This is a genomic window from Lacticaseibacillus yichunensis (assembly GCF_003946405.1).
Taxonomy (GTDB): domain Bacteria; phylum Bacillota; class Bacilli; order Lactobacillales; family Lactobacillaceae; genus Lacticaseibacillus; species Lacticaseibacillus yichunensis.
The window spans coordinates 1-26,456 of the sequence record NZ_RHOG01000015.1; the positions used below are offsets into that span (position 1 = coordinate 1).

General features: G+C 55.8%; 24 protein-coding genes and 1 pseudogene. 21 read left to right on the forward strand and 4 right to left on the reverse strand.

Annotated features, from left to right (window positions below):
• The first annotated feature begins 186 nt into the window (after window positions 1-186).
• Complete coding sequence (locus EKM95_RS05935; RefSeq protein ID WP_125696932.1) at window positions 187-387, forward strand: cold-shock protein; 201 nt, start codon at window positions 187-189, stop codon at window positions 385-387.
• Window positions 388-490: 103 nt separating this feature from the next.
• On the opposite strand, the gene EKM95_RS05940 is transcribed toward EKM95_RS05935, so the two are convergent.
• The gene (locus EKM95_RS05940; protein WP_125696933.1) at window positions 491-1,465 is read right to left on the reverse strand and encodes a Gfo/Idh/MocA family protein; all 975 of its coding nucleotides are present in this window, start codon (window positions 1,463-1,465) and stop codon (window positions 491-493) included.
• Window positions 1,466-1,575: 110 nt separating this feature from the next.
• Here EKM95_RS05940 and EKM95_RS05945 point away from each other — a divergent pair, with 110 nt between their 5' ends.
• The 7 genes and pseudogenes from EKM95_RS05945 (at window position 1,576) to purB (ending at window position 8,532) form a co-directional block, all read left to right on the forward strand.
• Complete coding sequence (locus EKM95_RS05945) at window positions 1,576-2,079, forward strand: hypothetical protein (protein ID WP_125696934.1); 504 nt, start codon at window positions 1,576-1,578, stop codon at window positions 2,077-2,079.
• A gap of 72 nt (window positions 2,080-2,151) precedes the next feature.
• On the forward strand, window positions 2,152-2,778 hold the full coding sequence (locus tag EKM95_RS05950) for a glycoside hydrolase family 73 protein (RefSeq protein ID WP_125696935.1): 627 nt from the start codon (window positions 2,152-2,154) through the stop codon (window positions 2,776-2,778).
• Window positions 2,779-2,869: 91 nt separating this feature from the next.
• The gene (locus EKM95_RS05955) at window positions 2,870-3,550 is read left to right on the forward strand and encodes a hydrolase (protein ID WP_125696936.1); all 681 of its coding nucleotides are present in this window, start codon (window positions 2,870-2,872) and stop codon (window positions 3,548-3,550) included.
• Window positions 3,551-3,741: 191 nt separating this feature from the next.
• Entirely contained in the window at window positions 3,742-4,317 is a 576-nt protein-coding gene (locus tag EKM95_RS05960; RefSeq protein WP_125696937.1) for a xanthine phosphoribosyltransferase, read from the forward strand.
• Window positions 4,318-4,329: 12 nt separating this feature from the next.
• Window positions 4,330-5,655: pseudogene (locus EKM95_RS05965) on the forward strand (nucleobase:cation symporter-2 family protein); the annotation flags it as partial.
• A 142-nt stretch (window positions 5,656-5,797) separates the two neighbouring features.
• Window positions 5,798-6,913, forward strand: a complete 1,116-nt coding sequence (locus EKM95_RS05970) for an ATP-grasp domain-containing protein (RefSeq protein ID WP_125696939.1) — start codon at window positions 5,798-5,800, stop codon at window positions 6,911-6,913.
• A gap of 320 nt (window positions 6,914-7,233) precedes the next feature.
• The gene (gene purB, locus EKM95_RS05975; protein ID WP_125696940.1) at window positions 7,234-8,532 is read left to right on the forward strand and encodes an adenylosuccinate lyase; all 1,299 of its coding nucleotides are present in this window, start codon (window positions 7,234-7,236) and stop codon (window positions 8,530-8,532) included.
• Window positions 8,533-8,620: 88 nt separating this feature from the next.
• Here the strand turns inward: purB and EKM95_RS05980 are convergent, their stop codons facing one another.
• Window positions 8,621-9,340 (reverse strand): RNase H family protein, encoded by a 720-nt coding sequence (locus tag EKM95_RS05980; RefSeq protein WP_125696941.1) that lies wholly within the window; start codon window positions 9,338-9,340, stop codon window positions 8,621-8,623.
• A gap of 425 nt (window positions 9,341-9,765) precedes the next feature.
• On the opposite strand from EKM95_RS05980, the gene EKM95_RS05985 reads away from it, so the two are divergent.
• The 12 genes from EKM95_RS05985 (at window position 9,766) to EKM95_RS06035 (ending at window position 24,078) form a co-directional block, all read left to right on the forward strand.
• A complete protein-coding gene (locus EKM95_RS05985) occupies window positions 9,766-9,996 on the forward strand; it encodes a DUF1858 domain-containing protein (RefSeq protein ID WP_125696942.1) in 231 nt (76 codons plus the stop codon).
• Window positions 9,989-10,741, forward strand: coding sequence for a DUF438 domain-containing protein (locus tag EKM95_RS11985; RefSeq protein WP_379897158.1), 753 nt, complete (start codon window positions 9,989-9,991; stop codon window positions 10,739-10,741). The genes EKM95_RS05985 and EKM95_RS11985 overlap by 8 nt, the downstream gene beginning before the upstream one ends.
• Before the next feature lie 93 nt (window positions 10,742-10,834).
• On the forward strand, window positions 10,835-11,542 hold the full coding sequence (locus EKM95_RS11990) for a PAS domain-containing protein (protein WP_379897157.1): 708 nt from the start codon (window positions 10,835-10,837) through the stop codon (window positions 11,540-11,542).
• A gap of 431 nt (window positions 11,543-11,973) precedes the next feature.
• Window positions 11,974-14,244 carry a DNA helicase PcrA gene (gene pcrA / locus EKM95_RS05995; protein ID WP_125696943.1) on the forward strand — a complete coding sequence of 757 codons (2,271 nt, stop codon included), beginning with the start codon at window positions 11,974-11,976 and terminating at the stop codon, window positions 14,242-14,244.
• Window positions 14,245-14,256: 12 nt separating this feature from the next.
• A complete protein-coding gene (gene ligA / locus EKM95_RS06000; protein WP_125696944.1) occupies window positions 14,257-16,278 on the forward strand; it encodes an NAD-dependent DNA ligase LigA in 2,022 nt (673 codons plus the stop codon).
• 9 nt (window positions 16,279-16,287) lie between these two features.
• On the forward strand, window positions 16,288-17,442 hold the full coding sequence (locus EKM95_RS06005; protein WP_125696945.1) for a CamS family sex pheromone protein: 1,155 nt from the start codon (window positions 16,288-16,290) through the stop codon (window positions 17,440-17,442).
• A 98-nt stretch (window positions 17,443-17,540) separates the two neighbouring features.
• Window positions 17,541-17,837, forward strand: coding sequence for an Asp-tRNA(Asn)/Glu-tRNA(Gln) amidotransferase subunit GatC (gene gatC, locus EKM95_RS06010; protein WP_125696946.1), 297 nt, complete (start codon window positions 17,541-17,543; stop codon window positions 17,835-17,837).
• A gap of 2 nt (window positions 17,838-17,839) precedes the next feature.
• Window positions 17,840-19,291, forward strand: coding sequence for an Asp-tRNA(Asn)/Glu-tRNA(Gln) amidotransferase subunit GatA (gene gatA / locus EKM95_RS06015; protein ID WP_125696947.1), 1,452 nt, complete (start codon window positions 17,840-17,842; stop codon window positions 19,289-19,291).
• Entirely contained in the window at window positions 19,291-20,721 is a 1,431-nt protein-coding gene (gene gatB, locus EKM95_RS06020; RefSeq protein ID WP_125696948.1) for an Asp-tRNA(Asn)/Glu-tRNA(Gln) amidotransferase subunit GatB, read from the forward strand. The genes gatA and gatB overlap by 1 nt, the downstream gene beginning before the upstream one ends.
• Window positions 20,722-20,737: 16 nt before the next feature.
• Entirely contained in the window at window positions 20,738-21,745 is a 1,008-nt protein-coding gene (locus tag EKM95_RS06025; protein ID WP_125696949.1) for a diacylglycerol kinase, read from the forward strand.
• 501 nt (window positions 21,746-22,246) lie between these two features.
• Complete coding sequence (gene rlmD, locus EKM95_RS06030; protein ID WP_125696950.1) at window positions 22,247-23,623, forward strand: 23S rRNA (uracil(1939)-C(5))-methyltransferase RlmD; 1,377 nt, start codon at window positions 22,247-22,249, stop codon at window positions 23,621-23,623.
• 38 nt (window positions 23,624-23,661) lie between these two features.
• Entirely contained in the window at window positions 23,662-24,078 is a 417-nt protein-coding gene (locus EKM95_RS06035; RefSeq protein ID WP_125696951.1) for a UPF0158 family protein, read from the forward strand.
• 82 nt (window positions 24,079-24,160) lie between these two features.
• Here EKM95_RS06035 and EKM95_RS06040 read toward each other — a convergent pair whose 3' ends face one another.
• Both EKM95_RS06040 and EKM95_RS06045 read right to left on the reverse strand, forming a co-directional pair.
• The gene (locus EKM95_RS06040; protein WP_125696952.1) at window positions 24,161-25,084 is read right to left on the reverse strand and encodes an SPFH domain-containing protein; all 924 of its coding nucleotides are present in this window, start codon (window positions 25,082-25,084) and stop codon (window positions 24,161-24,163) included.
• A gap of 27 nt (window positions 25,085-25,111) precedes the next feature.
• The gene (locus EKM95_RS06045) at window positions 25,112-25,303 is read right to left on the reverse strand and encodes a hypothetical protein (protein ID WP_125696953.1); all 192 of its coding nucleotides are present in this window, start codon (window positions 25,301-25,303) and stop codon (window positions 25,112-25,114) included.
• 382 nt (window positions 25,304-25,685) lie between these two features.
• On the opposite strand from EKM95_RS06045, the gene EKM95_RS06050 reads away from it, so the two are divergent.
• Complete coding sequence (locus EKM95_RS06050) at window positions 25,686-26,432, forward strand: GH25 family lysozyme (RefSeq protein WP_164510108.1); 747 nt, start codon at window positions 25,686-25,688, stop codon at window positions 26,430-26,432.
• Window positions 26,433-26,456 lie beyond the last annotated feature (24 nt).

Sequence of the window (26,456 nt, forward strand, 5' to 3'; positions counted from 1 at the left end):
GACGGGCAAACCTATCGTTTCCGGTACAAATTTACTACCAGCACCAAGAATATGGTGGCCTAGTTGAACAGCCACTAAGTACTTTTTGGCGGGTCATGGTCTGATCGTTCCGAGAGCGTTCTCCCATAGGCACCAATCAGAAAATGCAATTATTAATATGCGCACTGCGCAAGGAGGATGTTTCTAATGGAACATGGGACAGTAAAGTGGTTTAACGCTGATAAAGGGTATGGTTTTATCACACGTGAGGATGGCAGCGATGTCTTCGTTCATTTCTCAGCGATCCAGGGCGACGGCTACAAGACGCTTGATGAAGGCCAATCTGTGACTTTCGAAGTTGAGCAGGGTGACCGCGGCGCACAAGCTGTGAACGTTAACAAAGACTAATTGATACGAAATGGCATCGCACACTCGACTTCGGGTGCGCGATGCCATTTTGATTCCGCAAAAATCGGGATGATTCAAGGTCATGAGCAGGTGAGGATTTCACTCATAGATCCGTTTCATCCGGATAGGTCACGCCCCATGCTCGGCGCGCCGCGGTGATGATAGTCATTGTGTCGCGGGTCCAGCGCAGTGTCGGGTCGCTGCCGGTCGTCACCGCGCTGGCCATGTCTTCGATCTCGTAGACAAAGGCCAGACTGTTGTCGCCGGCTTCGATCTGCTGGGTCTTGCCATCCAGGCCGGTGAAGATTGCGGTGGTGGCCCGGCCGTAATCGGTGATCGTCAGATAGCCATTTTCATAAGCGACCACGCCGCGGTTCGGCAGATTGGTCTGAAGCGCCAGAGCAATCTGAGCCTGTTCCTGATGCGCAGTGGTCAGCAGCAGGCTCGAGCGGTCATCGACGCCGGTAGCGGTGGGCACCATTTGCGTGGCGAGGAGGGTCGGCGACTCGGTCATGAAGCGCCGGGCAAAACTCAGCGCATAGATCCCGATATCCAGCATGGCCCCGCCGGCGAGTTGCGGATTGAGCAGGCGGTCTTCTGGGTCATTGGGAACATGGGTGCCGAATGCGACCTGAATCATTTTTGGCCGGCCAAGTTGGTGCGCGGCTTTGAATTCATCCAGCGTCTGATACAGCGGCATGTGATAAATGGTCTGCGCCTCCATCAAGATCAGACGGTGTTGGGCGGCCAGCAGCACCAAGTCATCCAGCTGGGCCTCGTTGAGGGTGATCGCTTTTTCGGCAAGGACATGCTTGCCTGCGTTCAGCGCCGCCTTGATATTGTCATAATGAAAATTGTGCGTTGTCGCGACATACACGATGTCGATCGCCGGGTCAGCCAACAGACTCGCGTAATCTGGATAGGCGTGCGCCACATGGTGTTTGGCCGCAAATGCCGCGGCCCGGCCGTCGTCCTTGTGCGCGGCGACGCCATAAAGCTGTTGACTGGCCGGAAAGACCTCGGCAAAATAGTCGGCGATCCGACCCGTTCCAATAATGCCCCATTTATAACTTGTCATGATCAAACGCTCCTTTGTTTTCGTCCCGTCTATCGTAGCACGCCCGCAACCGCTTGCGGCACTATTTTCTTCAGGCGCGCTTCTGCTACAATATAGAGGAGGTGAGGAAGATGAATGATCAAACATTAGTTGAACTAGCCATCTTAACGACCCAGCAGCAATACGGCGCCAGCAGCACTTATCTGACCGATACGCTGTACATCCCAGTGGGCGCGGTGCTGCGCGGCCATGCCCAGCTGACAGCCAAGCAGCGCGAGAAGTTACGCTTCCTATTTACTGATTACGAGTGGATGCTCGCGCAAAAAATCGCGGTGCTAGCCGCCAGTGACCCGGATATCCGCAATGTGGCGTGGCGCTATCAGGATGCAAAATTGCAGATCGCTAAAAAGTGGCTGACATCGCCGCTTTTGGCCACGAGCTATTCAAAACAGCCCCGCGCCAACGGTACTGTCAGCGTGCACCTGCAGCTGCGCCTGCAATATGGCGACCACGGCTTGGAGGATATCCTGGACTTCGTGGTGTCCAGCCAAGAAGCCAAGCAATTGCAAAACGACAAACTCGATCTGCTGACCTGGACGAACCAGCAGATCGCGGATAATGCGAGTAGTAAATAATTAGCCGCCAGCGCGAAGCCTGAACGCCGGCCAAAGAACTTGCACCAAACCAAAACGGAAAGAGGCGAGACAATGGCGCGGAAGAGTCATCGGAGACATAAATTGAAACTGCCGCGCGTGATCTGGATCTTCTTGCTTCTTTTCATCGCGGCGATTGGGGTGGTGGGCGGCCAGATTTTGAGTCAGCGCGCACAGATTGCCGATGAGGCTCGCGCGCAGTCAGAAGCCACGGCCAAGCAAGAGGCATTTATTTCGCGACTTGCCCCATATGCGCAAGAGCTCCAGCAGGTCTATGGCGTTTTGCCCAGTATCACGTTAGCCCAGGCGATTCTTGAATCAAATTGGGGCACCAGTACCTTGGCGGCCAACTACCATAATCTTTTTGGCATCAAAGGCACCGATCCGGCGACCAGCCGCATCATGACGACCAAGGAATATCAAAATGATCAGTGGGTCACGGTCCGCGCACGCTTTCGTGTGTATGCCAGTGACCAGGAGTCGATGAAAGATCATGCCTTGCTGTTGGTGAATGGCACCGATTGGAATGCAAAGCAGTATGCGGCGGTCTTGGCGGCCAAAGACTATGTCACGGCGGCCAAGGCGCTGCAGACGGCTGGCTACGCGACGGATCCGGATTATCCCAGTAAGTTGATCGCGCTGATTCAGCAGTGGCATCTCGCGCAGTACGACGGTAATTGAGGCGCAACATTGCCTCAGCGCTGGCTGGTGGACAACTGCAGGTCCAATTTTTCCCACAACACCACGACATCGTAAAACAGGAGGCGATCTGATGACAGTTCCGGAGATCATGACTACACTGCGGCAAGACATTGTGCGCGTGCCGAAGATCATGCATGAAGCGCCTGGCCTCAAGGTGCTTGGCCATACAATTCACACGCTGTTGTTCAGCACCGATGTCGCCCTGATTCGCAACACAGATGCCGATGGGGTGATCGCCGTTTATCCGTTCACGCCGCATCCAGCAATCATTCAGGCGATCTGCCAGGTCGCCGACATTCCGGTTTTTGCCGGGATCGGCGGGGGCTTGACCTCGGGCAAGCGCTCGGCAGATATTGGGCTGCTGGCGGAGGCGAATGGCGCGATCGGCATGGTCGTCAACGCGCCGACGACGCTGCGGACCGTTCAGATGATCAAAAAAACGGTCGATTCGCCGCTGGTGCTCAGCGTCGTGGCCGTCAACCAGGAGATCGATGCGTATCTTGAGGCTGGCGTCGCGTTAGTCAATGTGTCGGGCGGCCCGCACACACCCGAAATCGTGGCGCGTTTGCGGCGGCAATATCCGGACTTGCCGATCATTGCGACTGGCGGGCCGACGGATGACTCGATTCGCGCGACGCTGGCGGCTGGCGCAAATGTCCTGACGTACACGCCGCCGACCAATGGGGAACTGTTTCGCCACAAGATGGACCGGTATCGCGAGCAGATTGCCAATGACTCAAAATCCGAATGATCGAAGATTCGCAGCGATGCGGATCTTTTTTTGATTCGCCGGTCAAAACAGGCGGCCGCGCGACTTTCGCTGGAAAATGCCAGAAAATGGTCACGTAAAAAGTCACACATTCACGCTGTTTCGTATTGTTCGAGTGCGTGATTAATGGTAGAATTTGTGAAACTCGAATCTTGAAAAGGGATGTGGCAACGGTGAAGTTATTGGAAGACCGGATCGAAAAGGATGGGCGCGTATTAGGTGAAGATGTCTTAAAGGTGGACAGTTTTCTCAATCATCAGATCGACCCAGATCTGATGGTCGCCTTGGGCAATGAATTCTACGCCCGTTTTAAGGATGAACCGATCACGAAGATCTTGACGGTGGAAAGTTCCGGCATCGCCCCGGCGCTGGCGGCAGGCATGGCGTTTCATGTGCCAGTCGTGTTCGCGCGCAAGCACAAGAGCCTCACGCTCAAGGACAACTTATACACTTCAGAGGTCTATTCGTTCACGAAGAAGACCGCCAACCAGATCGCGATCGCTGAGAAATTTCTTTCCAGCGATGACAAAGTGCTGATCGTCGATGATTTTCTCGCCAATGGCCAGGCTGTTGAAGGCTTGATCGATATTATCGGCCAGGCTGGCGCCACGCTTGAAGGCGTTGGCATCGTCATTGAAAAAACGTTCCAGAAGGGTCGCCAGCTCCTCGATGACCGGCACATCCGGGTGGAGTCACTGGCGCGCATCGCAGCGTTTGAAAACGGCCACGTCGTTTTCGCCCAAGACTAAAGAGGAGGAGTCATGCAAAAATCTGCGGATATCTCGAATCCAAAAGCCGCTGTGCTGGGCCTCCAGCACTTGCTTGCCATGTATTCCGGCTCTGTGCTCGTGCCGATTCTGATCGGTAACGGACTGAATTTTAATGCGGAGCAGATGACGTATCTGGTCTCTATCGATATTTTCATGTGTGGGGTCGCCACGGCCCTTCAGGTATTCGCAAATAAGTTCTTTGGCATCGGCCTGCCAGTCGTCCTTGGCTGTGCGGTCCAGGCGGTCACGCCGCTGATCATGATCGGCCAAAAATATCAGATTCAAACAATGTATGGCGCAATCATCGCCGCTGGGATCTTCGTCTTTTTGATCAGCGGGGTCTTCGCGAAAATTCGGCGGCTGTTTCCGCCATTGGTCACTGGGACGTTGATCACGGTGATCGGGTTGTCGCTGATTCCAGTCGCTTTTCAAAATCTTGGCGGCGGGGATACAGCCGCGAAAAGTTATGGCAGTCTGGCCAACCTGGGTATCGGTGTGTTCACCGTGCTGTTGATTCTCGCCCTCAATGTCTGGGGCCGCGGCTTCATTCGCTCGATCGCGATCTTGATCGGGCTTGTCGCAGGCACGTTGCTCGCAGCGGCCTTTGGAATGGTCAGCTTGACGCCTGTTGCCGAAGCGAGCTGGTTCCATGTGCCAACGCCATTTTATTTTGGCACGCCACATTTTGAGCTCAGCTCGATCGTGACGATGATCTTGATCTCCTTGGTTTCGATGGTCGAAAGCACCGGCGTCTTTTTTGCCCTCGGCGATGTCGTCGGGCGTAAGATCGGCGAAGAGGACTTGAAAAAGGGTTACCGTGCGGAAGGGCTGGCGGTCCTTCTTGGCGGGATCTTTAACACCTTCCCATACACCACATTCTCGCAAAACGTTGGCCTTGTGCAGCTGTCCGGCATCAAGACGCGCAAGCCGGTCATTTACTCAGCAGGCTTTCTGATTCTGCTGGGGCTTTTGCCAAAGGTCGGCGCGCTGGCAACAATCATTCCGTCGCCGGTGCTGGGCGGCGCGATGCTGGTGATGTTCGGCATGGTGGCGGTCCAGGGCATTCGGATGTTGCAACAAGTCGATTTTCATAATGATAAAAATCTGTTGGTTGCCGCGATTTCGATTGGCCTCGGCCTGGGCGTCACAGTGCAGCCAGACATCGTGCAGTTTTTGCCGAAAACGCTGCAACTGTTCCTGTCATCTGGCATTTTGATGGCCAGCCTCAGCGCGGTGGTCCTCAATTGGTTGTTCAATAATAAGGAACCACAGCCTGAGCTTGAGACGGCAGACGGGCTGAACGAACGCGACGACGAGGACGGGGCAGGCGCCGGGGCGACTGAACGCGTTGCGGGCGCCGCGGCACAGGTCGCGCTGCTCGCCGAGACGCCGGATGCGGCGCATCAGGATGTCCCGCAACACACGGAAGACACTAAAGAGCAGTAAAGGAGCGATTTGCGTGGCACAATTCATCGAACCCGGAAGCGTCGTTGGCATCATCGGTGGGGGTGTGTTGGGGTACCGGTTGGCGCTGGCTGCCCGGCGGCTCGGCATGCACACGGTGGTGCTGGCGGGGCAGGGAGATGTCGCGCTTCAAGCCGCCGACATGAGTTTGGCTGGCGAGATCAACAACGAAGAGAACTTGAAGCGCTTGGCCAGTTTGGCGACGGTGATCACGTACGCCGATGAGACGATCGATGGAACCTTGCTCAGTCGCGTGGCGCGGCCGGAGCAGTTGCCATCCGGGACCGACATTTTGGCTGTCACCCAGGACCGTTATCTTGAAAAAGTGTACCTGGATGACTTGAACATGAACATTTTGCCCTATGCCCAGGTGGTCACCCCAAACGATATCGCCAAGGCCGTCGAAACGGTTGGCTTCCCTGCATTGCTCAAGCCGATTCAAAAAGGGGTCGGCGTCGATCAACAATTGCGATTGACACAGCCGCAAGATGTAGAACGGGCAGCTCAGCTCTTGCAGCAGCGGCCTTACATTGTCGAGGCGTGGCTCGATCAGCCGGAAGAGTTCTCCGTGCTGGTGGCCAAGGTCGATGATCAGGTCACTGTCTTGCCCGTGGTGCAGAATTTCTTCGACCATCACCAGTTGACCGCCTCGTTGGTTCCGCCGGCGTGCGACGACGCGGTTCAACAGGAGATTCAACGCGTGGCCGGGGTTTTGGCGAAAAAAATGGCCTACAACGGTGTCTTCGGCGTGGAGCTATTTTTGACGAAAAATAGGACGCTTTATGTGAAGCGTCTGTATCCTGGCCCACAATTGTTCGGGGATGTCCTCGAGCACACGACGGGATATTCGCCTTATGAGCTCCATCTCCGCGCGCTGCTGGGATGGCCGCTGCCAACGCCCGTTGTGACGCGACCAGGCGCCTTATTGCCCCTGCGGCTGGGTGATCGAACCGCCGCAATGACGCAGGTGCAGATCAAACCGGACTGGCAATTCCATTTCTTCCCAGAAGGCGCGTCGCTGATCGGGGAGATCGCGGTGTTCGGCGAGTTGGCCGAGCTCAACAGTAGCATCAACGCCACGGAACATTTTCATATCGGCACTGGAAACTAGGGCACTTGCGAAATGGCGGGACCATCCCGCGGGTTGCCACACCCTGATAGTTGGGTTCCAGCCCGCATGGCGAGGCCATCTAACCGACTCGTGCACTCGATGGCCGAGTGCGCCATCAAGCACCCGAGCCAGGTTAGCTGGCTCGCCATCCCGCGGGTTGCCACACCCTGATAGTTGGGTTTCAGCCCGCATGGCGAGGCCATCTAACCGACTCGTGCACTCGATGGCCGAGTGCGCCACCAAGCACTCGAGCTTGGTTAGCTGGCTCGCCATCCCGCGGGCTTCCACACCCTGTCTTATAATAGGAGGAGAACACACCAATGATCGATCGATACAGTCGGCCAGAGATGGCCAGTGTTTGGACTGAAGAGAACCGTTACAAGGCATGGCTCGAGGTCGAGATTTTAGCGGCAGAGGCCTGGTCGACGCTCGGCGAGATTCCAGAAGCGGATGTCAAAGCCTTGCGGAAAAACGCGTCATTCACCGTCGATCGCATTCACGAGATCGAGGCCGTGACGCGCCATGACGTGGTGGCCTTTACCCGGACCGTCTCCGAGAGCCTTGGCGATGAGAAAAAATGGGTTCATTTTGGCCTGACGTCAACGGATGTTGTTGATACGGCGCAAGGCGCTGTTCTCAAGCAGGCAAACGCGATTTTACGCGGGGACATTGAGGCGTTGCTGACGGTGCTGGCGCGAGTGGCCAAACAGTACAAGCACACGGTCATGATGGGCCGGACCCATGGCGTGCATGCCGAGCCCACAACCTTTGGCCTGGTCGTTGCGACCTGGTACTCCGAGATGAAACGCGATCTGGCGCGCTTCAATGAGGCGGCCGCGGATGTTGAAGCTGGGAAGATCTCTGGGGCGGTCGGCACCTTTGCCAACACGCCGCCAGCTGTCGAAGCCTATGTGTGCGAACATCTCGGCCTGCGCGCCCAAGAGATCTCGACGCAGGTGTTGCCGCGCGATCTGCACGCCCATTACATTGAGATCCTTGGCCTGATCGCGACGTCGATCGAACGCTTTGCGCTTGAGGTACGCCACTTGCAACGGACCGAAGTGCATGAAGTCGAGGAACACTTCAATCCTGGGCAAAAAGGTAGTTCCGCGATGCCGCATAAGCGTAACCCGATCAGCTCGGAAAACGTGACCGGCTTGGCGCGTGTCATTCGCGGATATATCACCCCGGCGCTGGAAGACGTCAGCCTCTGGCACGAGCGCGACATTTCCCACAGCTCCGCGGAACGGATGATTTTGCCGGATGCGACCGGCCTGCTGGATTATATTTTGCACCGCTTCACGGGCATCATTGACACGTTGGATGTTTTTCCCGACACCATGCTTGCGAATATGCAAAAGACGCACGGCTTGATTTTCAGTCAGCGTGTGATGCTCAAACTCATCGAGACCGGCCTCAGTCGCGAGGCTGCCTACGACCTTGTGCAACCAAAGACGGCTCAAGCCTGGGATGAGCACCGCGATTTTCGCCAGTTACTGGAAGCGGATCCGGCTGTCACGGATCGCCTCACGAAGGCTACGCTGGATGATGCCTTCGATTATCATTATCACCTTCGCCATGTCGATGAGATCTTTGACCGGATTGGGCTTGGCGACTGATTCCGCTGATCGACGACGCCAGTGGACGCAAAGAGGGGTCGGAACGATTTTCGTTCCGGCCCCTCTTGATGTATTCAAAGCTTGGTCCTTACAGTGACATGTAGCTGGTTGGCAGGCTCGTTGTGATTGGCAGATCTGCGGGCCAGGTGGTCGTCAACGTCGGGTTGGGGTGCATCTCACTGGAAACCGCGTTGCGCGCCATTTGGTCGGCCCATTCGTTGAATTTGACCCCGGTGTGGCCCCCGACGTTATGGAAATGGACATCGATGCCAGATGCCGCTTGTGGCAGCAATTTTGCATATTCAATGGAAACGGGACTATTTTGGCCCCAGCCATAAGGGGTCGCAACGGTGCCGACATAATCATGCACGAGGTCAACGCGGTCATAGCCGTTCGCCTTCGCCCACTGAATGGCGATCAGCGCGGCATTCAGCTCGCCGGTGATCTGGTTGGAGGTAGAAAATGTGGTGTTGGTGATGGAAAATGCCTGAATCGCGACGCCATCTTTGACCAAGATCACGCCGGAGCCGGAGTTGGCCACGCCTTTTGTGAAGGAGCCATCGATGAATGCGAACAGCCCTTTGGTGTGGTCAAAAGGACTGAAGAATTCTTTCAGCTGAGGACTGTTGACGAACTTGTCGGCCTCGGCTTTTTGCGACTGCGTGAAGCTTTGGATGATCGTGTTGTTCTTGCCATCGCGACTCGTTGCCTTTAATGCCTTGATCTTCGCCTGACGTGCCGGGTTGCTTGGAAAAAGTCCGGTGAAGTTCTCCCCAGCCAGTGCATAGTAAAATGGTTTCTGTGCCATTGTGTGACCTCCCAGAATTTAACTTGTTTGATGGGTCAATTATACCTGATATTAACTATTTTTCGAGGATTTTGAACAGTGTCTGCGCGTGCCGCTTTTTTCTTATATCTAGCCTAGTTGCTCGACCATCCCGCGCACCTGCGCACCTTAATCGGGCTCCGGTGCGCATGAGTGAGACGTCTAACTGTGCTGTGCACTCGGTGGCCAAGTGCGCCACCAAGCACCCAGCCCAAGTTAGCCGTTCACTCATCCCGCGCACCTGCGCACCTTTAACTGGGCTCCGGTGCGCATGGCGGAAGCATCTAGGCAACTCGTGCACTCGATGGCCAAATACGCCATCAAGCGCACGAGCCGACCTAGCTGTTCCACCATCCCGCGCACCTGCGCACCTTGTTTGTTATACTATGGTGAAGGAGCTGATGGTGATGACGAAGATCAGTTTACAGACGCCGGTGCGCGAACTTGTTCAAGCGCATCCGGAGGTCGTGCCGGTGATGGTCAAGATGGGCCTGTCCGGGGTGACCGATCCGGCCCTACTCAACACGGTGGGCCGGTTCATGACACTTGAAAAGGGTGCCCGCATGAAGCACATCGCGCTGGCTGACTTACTGGCGGCGCTGACTGCGGCAGGATTTGAGGTGGAAAATAATGACTGAGACACATGCGACTGATAGGCAAAAAAAAATCGTGGAAATTCTTCAGATGCTGCACCAAGGCGGCAGTTTTGAGGACGCGAAAAAGATCTTCGACGAGACATTTGACGGCGTGGATGTTGCCGAGATCACAGGCGCAGAGCGAGAACTGATTGCCAGCGGCCTGAACCCGATGGAGATTCAAAACCTCTGTAATGTCCACGCGGCTGTTTTTCGCGGCAAGATCAATGACCATGCAAAAACGCCGATGGAAGAGACCCCAAGCCATCCCGTTCAAGTGATGAAGCTTGAAAACGTGGTGTTGGAGAGCCTTCTGAACGATGAGCTTTTACCGAGCCTGAAAAAATGGCAACAACAAGACCCCGCACAACCGGCCGGCCCAGATGATGCGATCTTACTCGCCCGGATCAATAACGCGCTGGCTGATCTAACAACCATCAATAAGCATTATCAGCGGAAAGAGAATCTGATTTTCCCGTTGATGGACAAATATGGCATCACCGCGCCGCCCAAGGTCATGTGGGGCGTTGATGACGAGATTCGCGGCTGGATCAAAGACGCCCAACAACTCGCTTCCGCACCGGTCATCCCGGATCGCTATGCAGTCGAGGCGGCGATTCAAAAAGCGGCCAAAGAAGTCGACGAGATGGTCTTCAAAGAAGAGGAGATCATGTTGCCGATGGTGCTTGAAGTCTTCACTCCAAGCGACTGGGGCATGATCGCCAAAGAATCGGACCCGATCGGCTAAACCCTGATCCCAGACCCGCTGCCGTGGCAGCCGACCGCAGAGGAGCTGGCCCAACAACCAAAACCATCCGCGCTGGCCAAGGAGCTCAACGAAATGGCCCAGCAATTGGCCGATAGCCAGCAATTGGGCTCTGCACGGCAAAATCAGACCTCAGAGCGCGATGTGATCAATGCCATTCACCAGGATACCCCGATGCCGGTGGCGCCGCCTGAAGTGATGGCAAAATTGCAGGCGGCCAAGGCCGCAGACGCTGGCGCAATGACCACTCGTGCGCCACTTGCGGCCGGGGACAGCAACGCCCCGCGCATCAACGTCGCCCGGCCAGCCCAGCAACCAGCCGCCCTAGCCAGCGATGCGACATCTGGCACAGAGGAAGGCCGCATCGCAATCGATGGCATCAACCCAGCCAAGATTCTCTTGCCGACTGGGAGCTTTGACTTGGATCAGCTGACCAACGTCTTGCGCCTTTTGCCGCTGGACCTGACATTTGTCGACAACACCGACACTGTGCGCTGGTTCTCAGACTCTGGCAGTCGCGTCTTTCCGCGCACCACAGCCGTGATCGGGCGCTTGGTGCAGAACTGCCATCCGCCAAAGTCTGTGGACAAAGTCGAAAAGATTCTCGCTGATTTTCACAGTGGCAAGGAGACTCACGCCGATTTTTGGATCGACATGCACGGTAAAATGGTTTACATCCGCTATTTTGCTATCACCGACCCAAGCGGCCACTATCTCGGCTGTCTCGAAGTCACGCAAGACATCACAGGCATCCGCGCCCTAGAAGGCGAAAAACGCTTGTAGCAACGAACGGCTTCACAGAGTGCGATAATCTGTGAGGCCGTTTTGCTGTATAAGTTGTGTAAAGCTAGACCGGTTTCTCGCAAGGTTTTGGTTGACCAGGGAGGAAAATCACGTTCTTAAGAATAGTCAAGGTGCGCGTTGTGCATTATTGGGAGGCGGCATCTAAGTTAATGTGGACTGATTGGGCTGAATATAAGGGTAGGCTTTGGCCAGAAATGGCTCAGCCCCTCGTCGTTGTAAGCTTTATGACCGCGACCTCTGCGGGCATAAAGTTACTTGTCCGCACTACTCCGGTCGCCGGCCGTTTATGGCCAGAGCATACCCGGGGCGTTACAGTTTAGTCCAGTCCACCACGCTGGCTCGCTACCGACCAAGTGCGGTTTCTGGTACAATGGGAAGGACTCAAACGCGTTTTAGAAAGGACGTTATCAATGCCAGCACCGATGCTTAAAGGAATGAACGACAAACAAACAGAAGCGGTCCTCGCCACTGAAGGACCGGTCCTCATCATGGCAGGAGCTGGCTCCGGGAAGACGCGGGTGCTGACTCACCGCATCGCTTATTTAATAGAAGAAAAAAACATTAACCCATGGCGCATCTTGGCTATCACCTTTACCAATAAGGCGGCACGCGAAATGAAAGAACGTGTCGGCAAGCTTCTCGATGCCGAGCTTGCCCAAGACGTGTGGGTCTCGACCTTCCATGCGCTCTGCGTGCGAATCTTACGGCGCGATATTGAAAAACTCGGCATGAGCCGCAGCTTCACCATCGCCGATCCCGCCGAACAGCGCACGTTGGTCAAACATATTCTGAAGGATCTGAATCTCGACCCGAAGCGTTTTGATCCAAAGGCCTTGCTCAGCGCGATCTCCAATGCGAAAAATGACCTGCTGACCCCAGAGGACTATGCAAAAACGGCGTCCTCGCCTTTTGCCCAAACGGCGGCCATCGTCTACAAAGAATATCAAAAACGGCTCCGCGGCGACCAAGCCATGGATTTTGATGACCTGATCATGCAGACGATCGTGTTGTTCCAGCAAGACCCAGAGACGCTGAAGTTTTACCAAAACAAATTTCAATACATTCACGTCGATGAGTATCAGGACACCAACGAAGCCCAGTATCAGCTGGTGCACCTGCTGGCCGACCAGTGGCAGAATCTGTGCGTCGTCGGGGATGCCGACCAGAGTATCTACGGCTGGCGTGGCGCGAACATGCAGAACATCCTGGACTTCAAGAAGGATTACCCCAAGGCGCAGGTGATCTTGCTGGAGCAGAATTATCGTTCGACCAAGACCATCTTGGGCGCGGCCAATGATGTGATCAAAAACAACACCAAGCGCCAGGTCAAAACGCTGTGGACGGAAAATAAATCCGGTGAAAAGATCACCTATTATCGGGCCCAAAGCGAAATGGATGAGGCTTATTTTGTCATCCGCAACATTGAAAAACAGATGCGGGAGCACCATCGGCGATTTGGCGACTTCGCCATTTTGTATCGGACCAATGCCCAGTCTCGCACGATTGAGGAAGCGTTCATCAAGAGTAGCATTCCTTACAAGATCGTTGGCGGCCACCGGTTCTACGATCGCAAAGAGATCAAGGATGCGCTCGCGTATTTTCGCCTGGTGGTCAATCCGGACGACGACATGAGTTTCAATCGCATCGTCAATGAGCCCAAACGCGGCATCGGCAATGGCAGTCTGGAAAAATTGCAGGAATTTGCCAACCAGAATAACTGGTCGCTGCTCACCGCCGCGCAAAACGCCGAGCTGTCGAATATTGGTGGCCGCGGGCGCCAGGCACTCAGTGATTTTGGCTTCATCATCAAGCAATTGCAGGCAAAAAAAGAGGCCGGCAGTGTTACGGACTTGATGCAGGCGATCTTGACGGATACCGGGTATCTTCCGGCGCTGCAGATGCAAACGGAAAGTGTCGAGGCCGAGACCCGCGTCGACAACTTGAACGAATTGTTGTCGGTGACGCAAAATTTTGACAGCCGTTATGAGCCTGAAGACGAAGACAGCGATATCGATGCGGACTTTTTGGCCGAGTTGTCGTTGCTATCGGACCAAGACGAGATCGAAGAGGAAGCCCAAGAGGTCACCATGATGACGCTGCATGCGGCGAAAGGGCTGGAGTATCCCGTGGTGTTCCTCGTTGGCATGGAAGAGGGCATCTTCCCGCTGAGTCGCGCGGCCATGAATGAAAGTGACCTCGAGGAAGAGCGTCGCCTGGCGTATGTCGGTATTACCCGAGCCAAGGACAAGCTGTTTTTGACCAACGCTTATGCCCGCATGTTGTATGGTCAGCGGCAAAACAATCCGGAGAGTCGCTTCATCGCGGAGATCGACGAGGGCCTGCTGGAAACGGCCGGCAGTGCGGCGGCTCCGCGGACTGGGGTACCGTTCGTTGATCGGACGCGCGAAGCCGTGACTCCGGTGTATGGGGTGCATAGCCGCGAAACGGTCAAGACGCGCGGCGCCAAGACCGTGGTCACCCATTCGGTCGCACCGCAAACGCATGCCGGGCAAACCAGCTGGGCGGTTGGTGACAAGGTGGCGCACCGCAAGTGGGGAGAAGGCACCGTGGTCCGGGTGGCTGGGACAGGCGACGACCAGGAACTGGACATCGCGTTTAAGGCGCAAGGCATCAAACGGCTGTTGGCCGCCTTTGCGCCGATCGTGAAGGCCGAATCTTAGGAGGAACGAGCGATGGCAGAGCAAGCAAAAAATGATCACGAAGTCGCAGCCGCCAAAGTGCGCGACCTTGTCACTCAGCTCAATGGCTGGCGCACGCAATATTACGATCAGGACGCGCCAACGGTAGAGGATCATGTTTACGATGAGACCTACCGCCAGTTGCAGGATCTTGAAGCAGCTTATCCGGACCTGATCACGCCTGAGTCGCCGACCCAGGCCGTGGGCGGCACCCCAAGCGGCGATCTGCCAAAGGTCCCGCATCCGATTCCGATGTTGTCCATGGGGGATGTGTTTTCCCTGACCGAGTTGAAGGATTGGGCGCAGCGGCTGGAAGCTGGCGTGGACACCCCGGTGGCGTATAATGTCGAGCTCAAGATCGATGGCCTTTCCCTGTCGCTTGTGTATGAGCAGGGCCGCCTGGTGCAGGGCTCGACGCGCGGCAATGGCCGCATCGGCGAAGATGTCACGGCGAATGTACGGACCATCGCATCGGTGCCCCAAACCCTGCCGGAGCCACTGGACATCGAGGTGCGCGGGGAATGCTACATGCCCAAGGCCGCGTTTGCCACGCTCAACGCCCAACGGGAAGCCGACGGGGCGCCGACCTTTGCCAATCCGCGTAACGCTGCGGCCGGGTCACTTCGGCAACTCGATTCCAAGGTGACCGCCAGTCGGCAACTTGACACTTTCATGTATACGGTGATCGACCCAGAACGCTTTGGCATCGCCACCCAGCACGAGGCGCTCGCGTTTATGGCCAGGCTGGGTTTCGCCACGAATCCGACCGCAATCGTTGCCGAAGATCTGAACACGATCGACGATTACATTACAGCCCAAACCGCCGACCGCGACAGTTTGGCTTATGGTATCGATGGTATTGTCGTGAAGGTCAATGACCTCGCGCTCCAGGAAGAATTGGGCAACACGGTGAAGGTGCCGCGCTGGGAGATCGCGTATAAATTTCCCGCTGAGATCGCCAAAACCGTGGTGCGCGATATCGAATGGACGATTGGGCGCACGGGGGTCGTCACCCCAACAGCCGTGATGGATCCCGTTGCGCTGGCAGGGACGACGGTCAGCCGCGCGACGTTGCACAACGCCGACTTGATCGCTGCCAAGGACATTCGCATTGGCGACACCGTGCTGCTTTACAAGGCCGGCGACATCATTCCTGAAGTGTCGGAAGTGGTGCTTGCGGACCGGCCAGCGGCAAGCGTGCCGGCTGCGGCGCCGACCCACTGTCCGTCTTGCGGGGAGCCGCTCGTTCATTTGGATGAGGAAGTGGCGCTGCGCTGCGTCAATCCGCGCTGCCCGGCGCAGGTGCAGGAACAGCTGACCCATTTTGCCTCGCGCAATGCGATGAATATCGACGGCCTCGGTCCGAAGATCATCGGCCAATTGCTGGCAAAAAAGATGGTCGAAGATGTGGCGGATCTTTATCAATTGACCGAACCGCAATTGTTGACACTTGAAAAATTTAAAGAAAAGTCCGTTAATAATTTGTTAAAGGCCATCGATGCGAGTCGGCAAAACTCCCTTGAACGGCTACTATTTGGGTTAGGGATTCGCCATGTTGGCAGCAAAGCCGCGCAGTTGTTGGCGGCACAGTTCGGCGACATGCCAACACTGATGGCGGCCGACGAAGCGACGATCGCCGACGTGCCAAACATCGGGCCAACGATCGCGGCAGCCCTGGTGACCTATTTTGCCAGTGCCGGCGCCCAGCAGTTGATCGCCGAATTGACCGCGGCCGGGGTGAACATGGCTTACACGTCAGGCGCTGTGACGCCAATCGCGATGGATAGTTTCGTGGCTGGAAAAACAGTGGTGATCACTGGCAAGTTTTCGGCGTTCAGCCGGCCAGACCTGACGAAGCGGCTCGAGTCGTTGGGCGCCAAGGTGACTGGGTCAGTCTCCAAGAAGACGGATCTGGTGGTGGCCGGTGACGACGCCGGCTCCAAGTTGGCCAAGGCACAGACGCTGTTAGTGCCTGTGATGAATGAGACAGAATTGATGCAGAACCTGGAAAAGTGAGGCTTATTGATGAAGCGTTTTTGGATGGCGGTGACGCTACTTTTGACCGCTGGCGTGCTTGGCGCGTGCAGCAATCTTGGATTCAATGATTCAAGTGAAAGCACGGCGAGCTCTGGCACGAAAACAGCGACCTACCAAACGACAGGAACCGTGGACTCCGGCATGTACCAAGGGGTGATCAAAAACGGGCGCTACCAGACCAGCAAAACGCGCGGGCTGGCCACGTCGACGAACACCCAAAGCGGGACCTATAACATCAAGAGCATGGAAAACGGGCTGCTCGATCTGGCCAAAAAACAATTTTCCACGTCGAAGTATGTCTTCCAAGAAGGCCAGCTGATCACCGAAGCAACTGCGGAAAACTGGCTGGGCCGGAAAAGTAAGGACAACGCCAATGGCCTCAATCCGGCCAGCAATGGCAAGCTCGATGAGGACACCCGTGCGCCGATCTACCTGCAAACGTTGCTTGAACAGGATTTTATGACCCAAAGCGGCAGCAAGCTCCAGCTCGGCGGGATCGCGATCGCGCTGGGCATGAACGAATACGATTACTACCAGAAGGTCAAATACGGCGCGACGTACACCACGCATATTAGCGATGCCAAGCTCGTCTCAGAAGGCGAAAGCATGGCGGCTGAGATCGTGGCGCGGCTCCGGCGACTGTCAGGGGTCGGCAAAAACGTCCCGATTCTCGTCACACTGTATAAAAATGCCGGATCAGACGCCCTGGTCGGCGGGACCTTTTTCCGCTCGGTCTTGTCCACGAGTGGCAGTGACCTCGGCAAATGGTCGACCATCGATCAGCAAAATGAGACACTGCCGACCGTGAACAATGCAAAGCCGCTCGACAGCAATGTCTCGACTGATTTCTCGGATTTTTCCGAACAGATTGAGAATTTCTTCCCGACGCTGGCCGGGGTCACGGCTCAGGCGCATTATCAGGATGGGTCGTTGGCTGGGCTCAACATCTCGATCAACACCCAGTTTTACAGTGAAACCGAGATCATGAGTTTCACCCAGTATGTCGCGACCACCGCGCAGAAATATTTGCCTGATGGCGCGAAGATCGAGATCACGATCGCCTCGACGGCTGGGACTCAGGCACTGATCACACGTGAGGCAGGCGCCAAGGGATTTTACACCCATGTGTTTGGAAGCTATTGATTTATGTTAAACTCATAATGGTTTCGCGCAGAAACAGGGCTTGCCGTCATGCGCGGCGGCCCTGTTTTGCCAATTTAAGCGAAGAAAGTAGGGAGCACATGATCACCAAAGATAGTGTGGCACATGTTGCCGATCTTGCCCGCCTCAGTTTCACGGACGACGAGCTTGAGCAATACACCAGTCAGCTCGACGAGATCTTGAACATGGTCGACCAACTGGCAGAAGTTGACACGGAAGGCGTGGCGACCACCACGCAAAGCGTCCATCTGGAAAATGTGATGCGCGCGGATGTCGCCGTAGCCCAGGCCGACTTGACGCCGATTCTGGCCAATGTTCCGACGCATAAGGGAACACTGATTCAGGTGCCGGCAATCATCGACAAGGAGGAGGACTAAGCGTGGATTTTTTCAAAAATGATCTTTCTGCACTGCATGATCAGCTCGCAAGCGGCGAACTGACGGCTTCCACCTTGACGGATGAGACGCTGGCGGCCATTCACGCGCACGATGACGTCGATGCGTTTTTGGCGCTGAACGATGACGCGGCAAAGGCCCAAGCCAAGGCGCTGGACGAAGCCGGCACCTTTGCGAGCCCGCTGGCTGGTCTGCCGATCGCAATCAAGGATAATATCGTCACCAAGGGCCTGACCACCACGGCCTCCTCGAAAATTCTGGGGAATTTTGTGCCACCTTATGACGCCACGGTGATTGAAAAACTCAATGCCGCCGGGGCAATCAATGTCGGCAAGACCAACCTCGATGAATTTGCCATGGGCTCGTCCACCGAAAATTCGGCCTTCAAGGTCACCAAGAACGCCTGGGATCACACCAAGGTGCCGGGTGGTTCGTCAGGTGGCTCAGCGGCAGCCGTTGCCTCTGGCCTGGTACCCGCTGCCTTGGGTTCCGATACAGGTGGCTCGATTCGCCAGCCCGCGGCGTTCAATGGCATCTTCGGCTTCAAGCCAACATACGGCCGCGTGTCGCGCTGGGGGCTGATTGCTTTTTCATCAAGCCTGGACCAGATCGGCACGTTGACCCGCACGGTGAAGGACTCCGCGCTGGTGCTCAATGTGATCGCCGGCCATGATGACAAAGACGCCACCACCGCCGAACAGCCGGTTCCGGATTTCACGGCCAAGATCGGCCAAAGCATCAAAGGCATGAAGATCGCCTTGCCGACCGAATATCTCGGCGAAGGTGTTGATCCGCAGGTGGCCGACCAGATTCGTAAGGCCGCCGATCAGTTGCGCAGCCTGGGGGCAACGGTGGATGAAGTGTCCTTGCCGCACACGAAATATGCGGTGCCGACGTATTACATCATCGCAAGTTCTGAGGCCAGCTCGAACCTCCAGCGTTTTGATGGCATTCGGTATGGGTTCCGCGCCGAAGATGTCAAAAATCTGAAGGATGTTTATGTGCGCTCGCGCTCTGAAGGCTTTGGCCCAGAAGTGAAGCGCCGTATCATGTTGGGGACCTTCAGTCTGTCCGCCGGCTTCTATGACGCCTACTTCAAAAAAGCCGCGCAGGTGCGGACGTTGATCACGAATGATTTTGCCAAGGTATTTGAAAATTACGATCTGATCATCGGCCCGACCACGCCGACCACGGCCTTTACGATCGGGGAAAAAGTGACAGATCCGCTGACCATGTACATGAACGATATTTTGACGATTCCGGCGAACCTCGCTGGGCTGCCGGCTGCGTCTGTTCCTGCCGGGTTTGTTGACGGGATGCCAGTGGGGCTGCACATGATCGGCAAGCATTTTGACGAGCAGACGATTTATCAAGTCGCCGCCGCCTTTGAAGCTGCGAATGATTATGTCGCTCAGATTCCGGGAGGTGCGCGTTAATGAATTTTGAAACGACCATCGGACTAGAAGTCCATGTGGAATTGAAGACCAAGTCGAAGATGTTTTCGCCGTCGCCGGTCAGCTATGGCGCCGAGCCCAACGTCAATACAAATGTGATCGATTGGGGCTACCCGGGCGTTTTGCCGAGCATCAACCAGGGCGCTTACAGCCTGGGGATCATGGTGGCCTTAGCGCTGCATGCCGACATCGCGCACTGGACGCATTTTGACCGGAAGAACTATTTTTACCCGGATAATCCAAAAGCTTACCAGATCACCCAAAGTGAGCAACCACTGGCCACGAATGGCTGGATCGAGATCGAAGTTGATGGCAAGAAGAAAAAGATCGGCATCGCGGAGCTTCATGTCGAGGAAGATGCGGGGAAAAACCAGCATGAAGATGATGGCTACTCCTATGTCGATCTGAACCGGCAGGGCACACCTTTGGTCGAGATCGTCTCAAAGCCAGACATCGCCAGTCCGGAAGAAGCCTATCAGTATCTTGAACAGCTACGCCAGCTCGTGCAATTCACCGGCGCCTCTGACGTCAAGATGGAGGAAGGCTCGATGCGGGTGGACACCAATCTGTCTGTTCGTCCCGTTGGCCAGGATCATTTTGGCACGAAGACGGAGATCAAGAACCTGAACTCCTTCAACCATGTGCGCGATGGGCTCGCTTATGAGCAGCAGCGCCAGATTCAGACGCTGATGGCTGGCGGCGCGATTCGCCAGGAGACCCGGCGCTGGGATGTGGACAAGAAGGAAACGATCCTGATGCGTGTCAAGGAAGGGGCGGATGATTACCGCTACTTCCCTGAGCCGGACCTGCCGCCGATTCATGTCACTCAGACCTGGATCGAAAAGGTCGCCGCGCAATTGCCAGAGGCTGCGGCCAAGCGCCGTGAGCGGTATGTGAGTCAGTGGAATATTCCCGCCTATGATGCCGGGGTGCTCACACTGACCAAGGAAATGGCCGACTTTTTCGAAGCAACTGTTGCCTTGGGGGCTGATCCAAAATTGGCCTCAAACTGGCTGATGGGTGAGGTCTCCGGTTATCTGAACGCCAATCATTTGGAACTGGCGCAAGTGGCCCTGACCCCGGCGCATTTGGCGAAAATGATTGCGTTGATTCAAGATGGCACCATTTCCAGCAAGATCGCGAAAAAAGTCTTCCAGGAGATCATCGCCAACGACACGGATCCGGAGCAATGGGTCAACGATCAAGGGCTCATTCAGCTGTCCGACCCGGCAAAATTGACCCCGGTCATCGACGGCGTGCTCGATGCCAACCAGCAGAGCATTGATGATTTCAAGGATGGCAAGGATCGTGCGATCGGCTTTTTGGTCGGCCAGATCATGAAGCAGACGCATGGCAAGGCTAATCCAAAAGTGGTCAATCAGCTGTTGATGGCTGAGATCAAGAAACGCTAACGGAGGGCACCTGACGATGACACAGCGTGCACGTTTGATCTATAATCCGACAGCCGGCAACGAGGGCATGACTCGTTACGTGGCTGAGATCTTGAATGTGCTGGAAAGTGCCGGCTATGAAGCCAGCGCCTTTCAGACAACGCCGGAACCATTTTCGGCCAAAAAAGAGGCGTCCCGGGCGACCGAAGACGGGTTTGACCTCGTGGTTGCGGCAGGCGGCGACGGCACCATTAATGAAGTCGTCAATGGCATCGCGCCGCATCAACGGCGGCCGAAAATGGCCATCATTCCGGCTGGGACGACGAACGACTATGCCCGCGCCTTGAAAATTCCGCGGGAAGATCCGGTCGCGGCGGCGAAGGTCGTCGCATCCGGCAAAACGCTACGGATGGACATTGGCCAGGCTAATGATACCTACTTCATGAACATCGCAGCTGGCGGGCTGCTCACCGAGCTGACCTATGCCGTACCATCAGAATTCAAATCGATCTTCGGCTATTTTGCCTATGTCATGAAAGGCGCAGAAATGTTGCCAGCGGTGCGGCGCTTCCCGTTGCACTTGGAATACGACGAAGGCACCTATGACGGCCCGGCAAGCATGTTTTTGCTGGCGATGACCAACAGCATCGGCGGATTCGAGCAGATCGTCCCGGATTCCGCGCTGGGCGATGGCAAGTTCTCCCTGATCGTGGTAAAGACCGCGAACATGGCCGACATTCTGGTCCTGATGGGAAAAGTGTTGACCGGTGGCCGGCATGTCGATGATCCGAATATCATCTACACCAAAACGCGTGTGCTCAAAGCCGCGCGCGGGGATGGCGATGAAATGAAGATCAACTTGGATGGCGAATACGGCGGCTCGGCTCCGATGACCTTCACCAACCTGAAGCAGCACATCGAGATGTACGCCAACGTGGACGAAATTCCAGCGGCGGCGCTCGGTGGCGCAGCGGATCACGTCAAAGAAGTCGAAACAATTGCCCATCAAGACATCGACGGCGATGGCAAGATCGGCATCAAATAGCACACGGAAAAGCGGCGAAGCGATTCGCTGCTTTTTTGATTCTGGGCGGAAGGACTCGATGTAGACTTCGACAAGACCAGTGCACATCTTTCCTGTTGCATGAAGTCAAACTAGAGTCCGTATAATCTATGTTGGCAACTTGGCCGTTAATGGTGTTGAGCTGTGACAAAAGAACCTGCAGAATGTGCAAGGGGGGGGCGAGATCTTGGCCGAAGTTGATACGATGAACTACGTGAGGGTGGACTATGGCCAGAAATGGCTCAGCCCCCTCGTCGGTGTTAGCGGCTCTGCCGCTTACACCGAAAGTGAGCTTTAAGACCGCGCACTTTGCGGGCTTAAAGTCACTTGGGAGCGTTCCAGCCATTTCTGGCCATAGCCCACCCGGGCTTTATTACAGACTTGCAAAGCAACACTGCTGTCGAGTCTTCGCCCTCTAGCGTCGTACACGCAATTCTGGTACACTGGACGGGACTTTAGGCAGACTAATTAGGAGGCAGCAACGTGCAGACACCGGTGCAAAAAAATCAGGAACTGACCGTGACGATCGCGGATCTCACATATGAAGGCATGGGCGTCGCCAAGATCGACGGCTACCCCTTATTCATCGAGGACGCCTTGCCCGGCGAAGAAGCACGCATTCATGTGTTGAAGGTGCAAAAACAGTACGGCTTTGCCAAAATGGTGACGCTACTCAAGGCGTCGCCGGACCGTGTGGCACCGGTGGATGCGGCGCTCACGCAAACGGGCATCGCGCCGCTTCAACACTTGGCGTACCCCGCTCAACTCCAATTCAAGCAACGCCAGATCGAGCTGCTCTATCACAAGGCTCATTTGGATGATATTCCGGTATTGCCGACGCTGGGTATGGCGGACCCGACCCATTACCGCAACAAGGCACAGATTCCGGTGCGCGAGATCAACGGGGTGCTGGAGACTGGTTTTTATAAGCGGCGCTCACATGAATTGGTCCCGATGACCGATTTTTACATTCAGGACCCATTGATCGACCAGGCTGTCGTCGTCGTGCGTGACCTACTGCGACAATACGGGGTGTCTGGCTATGATGAAGCGCGTGATCACGGGTTGGTGCGTCACATCATGGTGCGGCGCGCCCGCGCAACCGGCGAGATGATGGTCGTCTTGATCACTCGCAACTGGGCGGTGCCGCATCTGGCCGAGCTCGTGGCTGGTATCACAGAGGCCTTGCCGCAGGTCGTTTCGGTGATGCAGGACCTCAATGCCAAGCGCACGAACGTGATCATGGGCAATGAGGTCAAAGTGTTAGCCGGCCGCGACTATATTGAAGATGAGCTGTTGGGACACCGATTCCGAATTTCCGCGCTCAGTTTTTACCAGGTCAATCCCCAGCAGACCGCAGTCTTGTATCAGACCGCGATCGATGCAGCGGCGCTGACAGGGGATGAGGTCGTGATCGATGCGTATTCCGGTATCGGGACGATCTCGATCGCGCTGGCCGAGCACGCGCGGCGCGTTGAAGGGGTTGAGATCGTGCCAGCTGCCGTCGCTGATGCGCGTCTGAATGCCAGTCTTAACGGGCTCACCAACGTCCAATTCACCGTTGGCAAAGCCGAAGAGGTGATGCAGACCTGGCAGGCGCAGGGCATGAAGGCGGATGTGTTGATGGTGGATCCGCCGCGTAAAGGCCTTGCACCAGAATTTTTGGCGGCTGTGGGTCAGATCCTGCCGCCAAAAATGGTGTATATTTCCTGCAATCCGGCGACGCTGGCCCGTGACTTGGTCGAGCTCCGCAGTTTTGGCTACACGGCGCGCAGCACCCAGCCGGTGGATATGTTCCCGCAAACGACACACATTGAATCCGTCACCGTTTTGACGCTGAGTGATCAGGCCGCGGAGTAGGGGAAAATTGTTTACTGAAGAACAAAGGAGTGGGTCACATGGTTCAAGTTGCGATTCAGGATATTGTGGATGCCATCGGGATGACCGGCACCGAGGATCAATATTATCTTGATCTGGGTACCGGCGACCTGCTATTTTATTCAGACATGGCCGCGGATGAAGATGATGTTCAAGAGCGGCTCGAGGCGGGGGATGACCAGTTATTGCCATTGCCTGATCTGTATGAGATCAACGATTATGCGACAATGTCGGCCTTTGTCGACAGGCAGGACGATCCGATCAATGCCGAGTTGGCCCGTGCGATTCAGGGCCGCGGGGCGTTTCGCCGGTTCAAGGATGAGGTCATCCGCCTCGGCGTTGCTCAAACCTGGTATGCGTTTGAAGCGGCCGCGCACGATGAGCTTGCCGTGGCCTGGTGCAACGAGAACCATGTGACCTTCACCGAAAAATCGTGATCATGACAAAATAAAAAGCCGGTGCGATGCCGCTGCAAGTTTTCGCTTGCAGCTGACACATCGCGCCGGTTTTTGCGTGGCCTTATTTCTTTTGATTGGTGGTTGCGGCCAGCACTTGGCCAACTGCTGGCAAACTGCCCAGCGAATCGACGGCGGTGCTTGGCAAAACAACGGTGTTGCTGGTTCCTTTGGCGAGGGCCTCAAGTGCTTCAACGTTCTTGTACTTGAGGTACCGATCGCCGTTGTTTTCAAGACCGGCATTGATCGAGTTGATCTGATCCTTGATGGCGTCGGCGATCAGGCGCTGACTTTCAGCGCGGCCCTGGGCTTCCAGAATCTGGGTCTGTTTATTGGCCTCAGCCTCGAGAATCGCGGATTGCTTTTCACCTTCCGCTTTGGCGATGGCGGCCTGCTTGAGCCCTTCAGCCTCCATGATGTTGGCTTCCTTTTCACGGGAGGCGCGCAGTAGTTTGTTCATCGATTCCTGAATTGTCTTATCGACCTGAATCGAATCGATGTTGACGCGATCGACATTCAGCCCATAGCCGGCCGTGGTCGTCGCAATCTGTTGAAAAAGTGTCTGGTTGATGTTCTCGGTGCCGTTGAGCACATCGTTGAGGTCCATGTTCCCGATGATGCCACGCAGATTGGCGCGGGTGTCCTGGACCATGGAGAGAACGGAATCCTTGTTTTGATAAACATACGCATTGACGTCGGTGATGTGATATTTCAATGTTTCGGAAATCCGCACCACCACGTTGTCCTTCGTGATCACTTCCTGCTCGTCGACCTTCAGTGGAATCTGCTTCATGTTGACGATCTCGGTGATGCGATAGACCAATGGCGGCACGACATGAAACCCAGGTTGCAGGGTCTGAACGTATTTACCCAAGCGCTCGACGATACCGACTTCCCCAGTGTGGATGATCGCGACGCTGGAAAACAGAATGACCAGCAGCGCAATGACAACGATCACAATGACAATACCAATGATGAGACCTGTCATGTCAAATCCCTCCTCGAAGACAATTTCTCAGTACTTCAACTGACGATCCGAGCGGCGCACTTCAAGGCCGAGTCGACCCACGGCCACAATCACGACCTGATCGCCGGGCCGCGCATCGTCCAGAACGTGAAAATGGTAATGGATGCCAAACAGCACGACAGCTTGCACGGGTGGTTCTGGTAGGATGAAAATACTGCCGATCAGCCGTTCATCAAGCATGGCCGCCCCTCCTTTATGAATGCGCTTCGTCAACACAATCATACGCCAAAACGTCGGAAAAAACAGGGTGCGGAGCCGAGCGGTTAGGGGCGGGCAGGTAGTCCGGCCTGGGCGGTTGATGGCTCACTTGGCCATCGGGCGACCAGGACGACTACATGTCCCGCCCCTGCTCGGCGAAGCCCAACTTCAAACAGGGTGCGGAGCCGAGCGGTTAGGGGTGGGTAGGTAGTGCAGCCTGGGAGATTTCCGTCTGAGGTGACGATGCTTCTGACGTTTTTCCTTCAGAATGATAAGTCCGCATCCCAATTTCGGCGGAAAGGCTGGTTTTCCGCCGATAGTTCGCTACACTAACAGAAGAGACTTCGCGAAAGGAGGGACCGAGATGCCGCGCAAACAAGTCAAACCGATCTACGCCGATACTTACCAGCGGCATCACCGCCGCCTGGTGCTCGCGGGCATCGCGGCCGTTGTGCTGGCTGCCGCGCTGGTGCTGGTCGTGGTGTTCGTGCACCTGCAGAAGCCGCCTGCCTTGCGCGACAATCCCGTCCAAGGCGTCGTTCTGAGTCAAGATGACGCGACGCAGGATTTCTCAGCCTTGAAGAAAGCGGGGCTACGTTTCGCTTATCTCAAAACGACAGAAGGTGCGAGCTATTTTGACGATCGCTTCTCTGCCAATTATGACCAGAGCCGAGGCGGGCAATTAGCAATCGGGGTGTACCATCAATTCAGTTTTGACAGCACGCCCGCCGCACAAGCGCAACATTTCATCGCAAAAGTCGGCAGTGACATCGGCACCTTACCCATTGGCATCGCGCTAAGTTATCACGGGGATTATGCCGAAGACCCGCCAGCTGCCGCCTCTTTTCAGCGCGATCTGACCACCTTCATCAACCTACTTCAGGCGCATTACAACCGGGCTGTGGTCCTAATGGGCAGCGCGCAAGTTCTCAAGGCAGTGCAGGCTGTGGCCCCAACTGCCGGACGGTGGGTGACGGCATCCGCCAAGCCCGCCCACGCGCAGTATTGGCAATATGGCAGTGGCACAGTCGCTGGCCAGACGCTGACCCGGGTCGCATTTCTCGGGACTGCCACCAGTTTTGCCAATCAATCTAACAAAACTGTTCGCTGAGTGTTCGCCAAAGCCATGGCATCG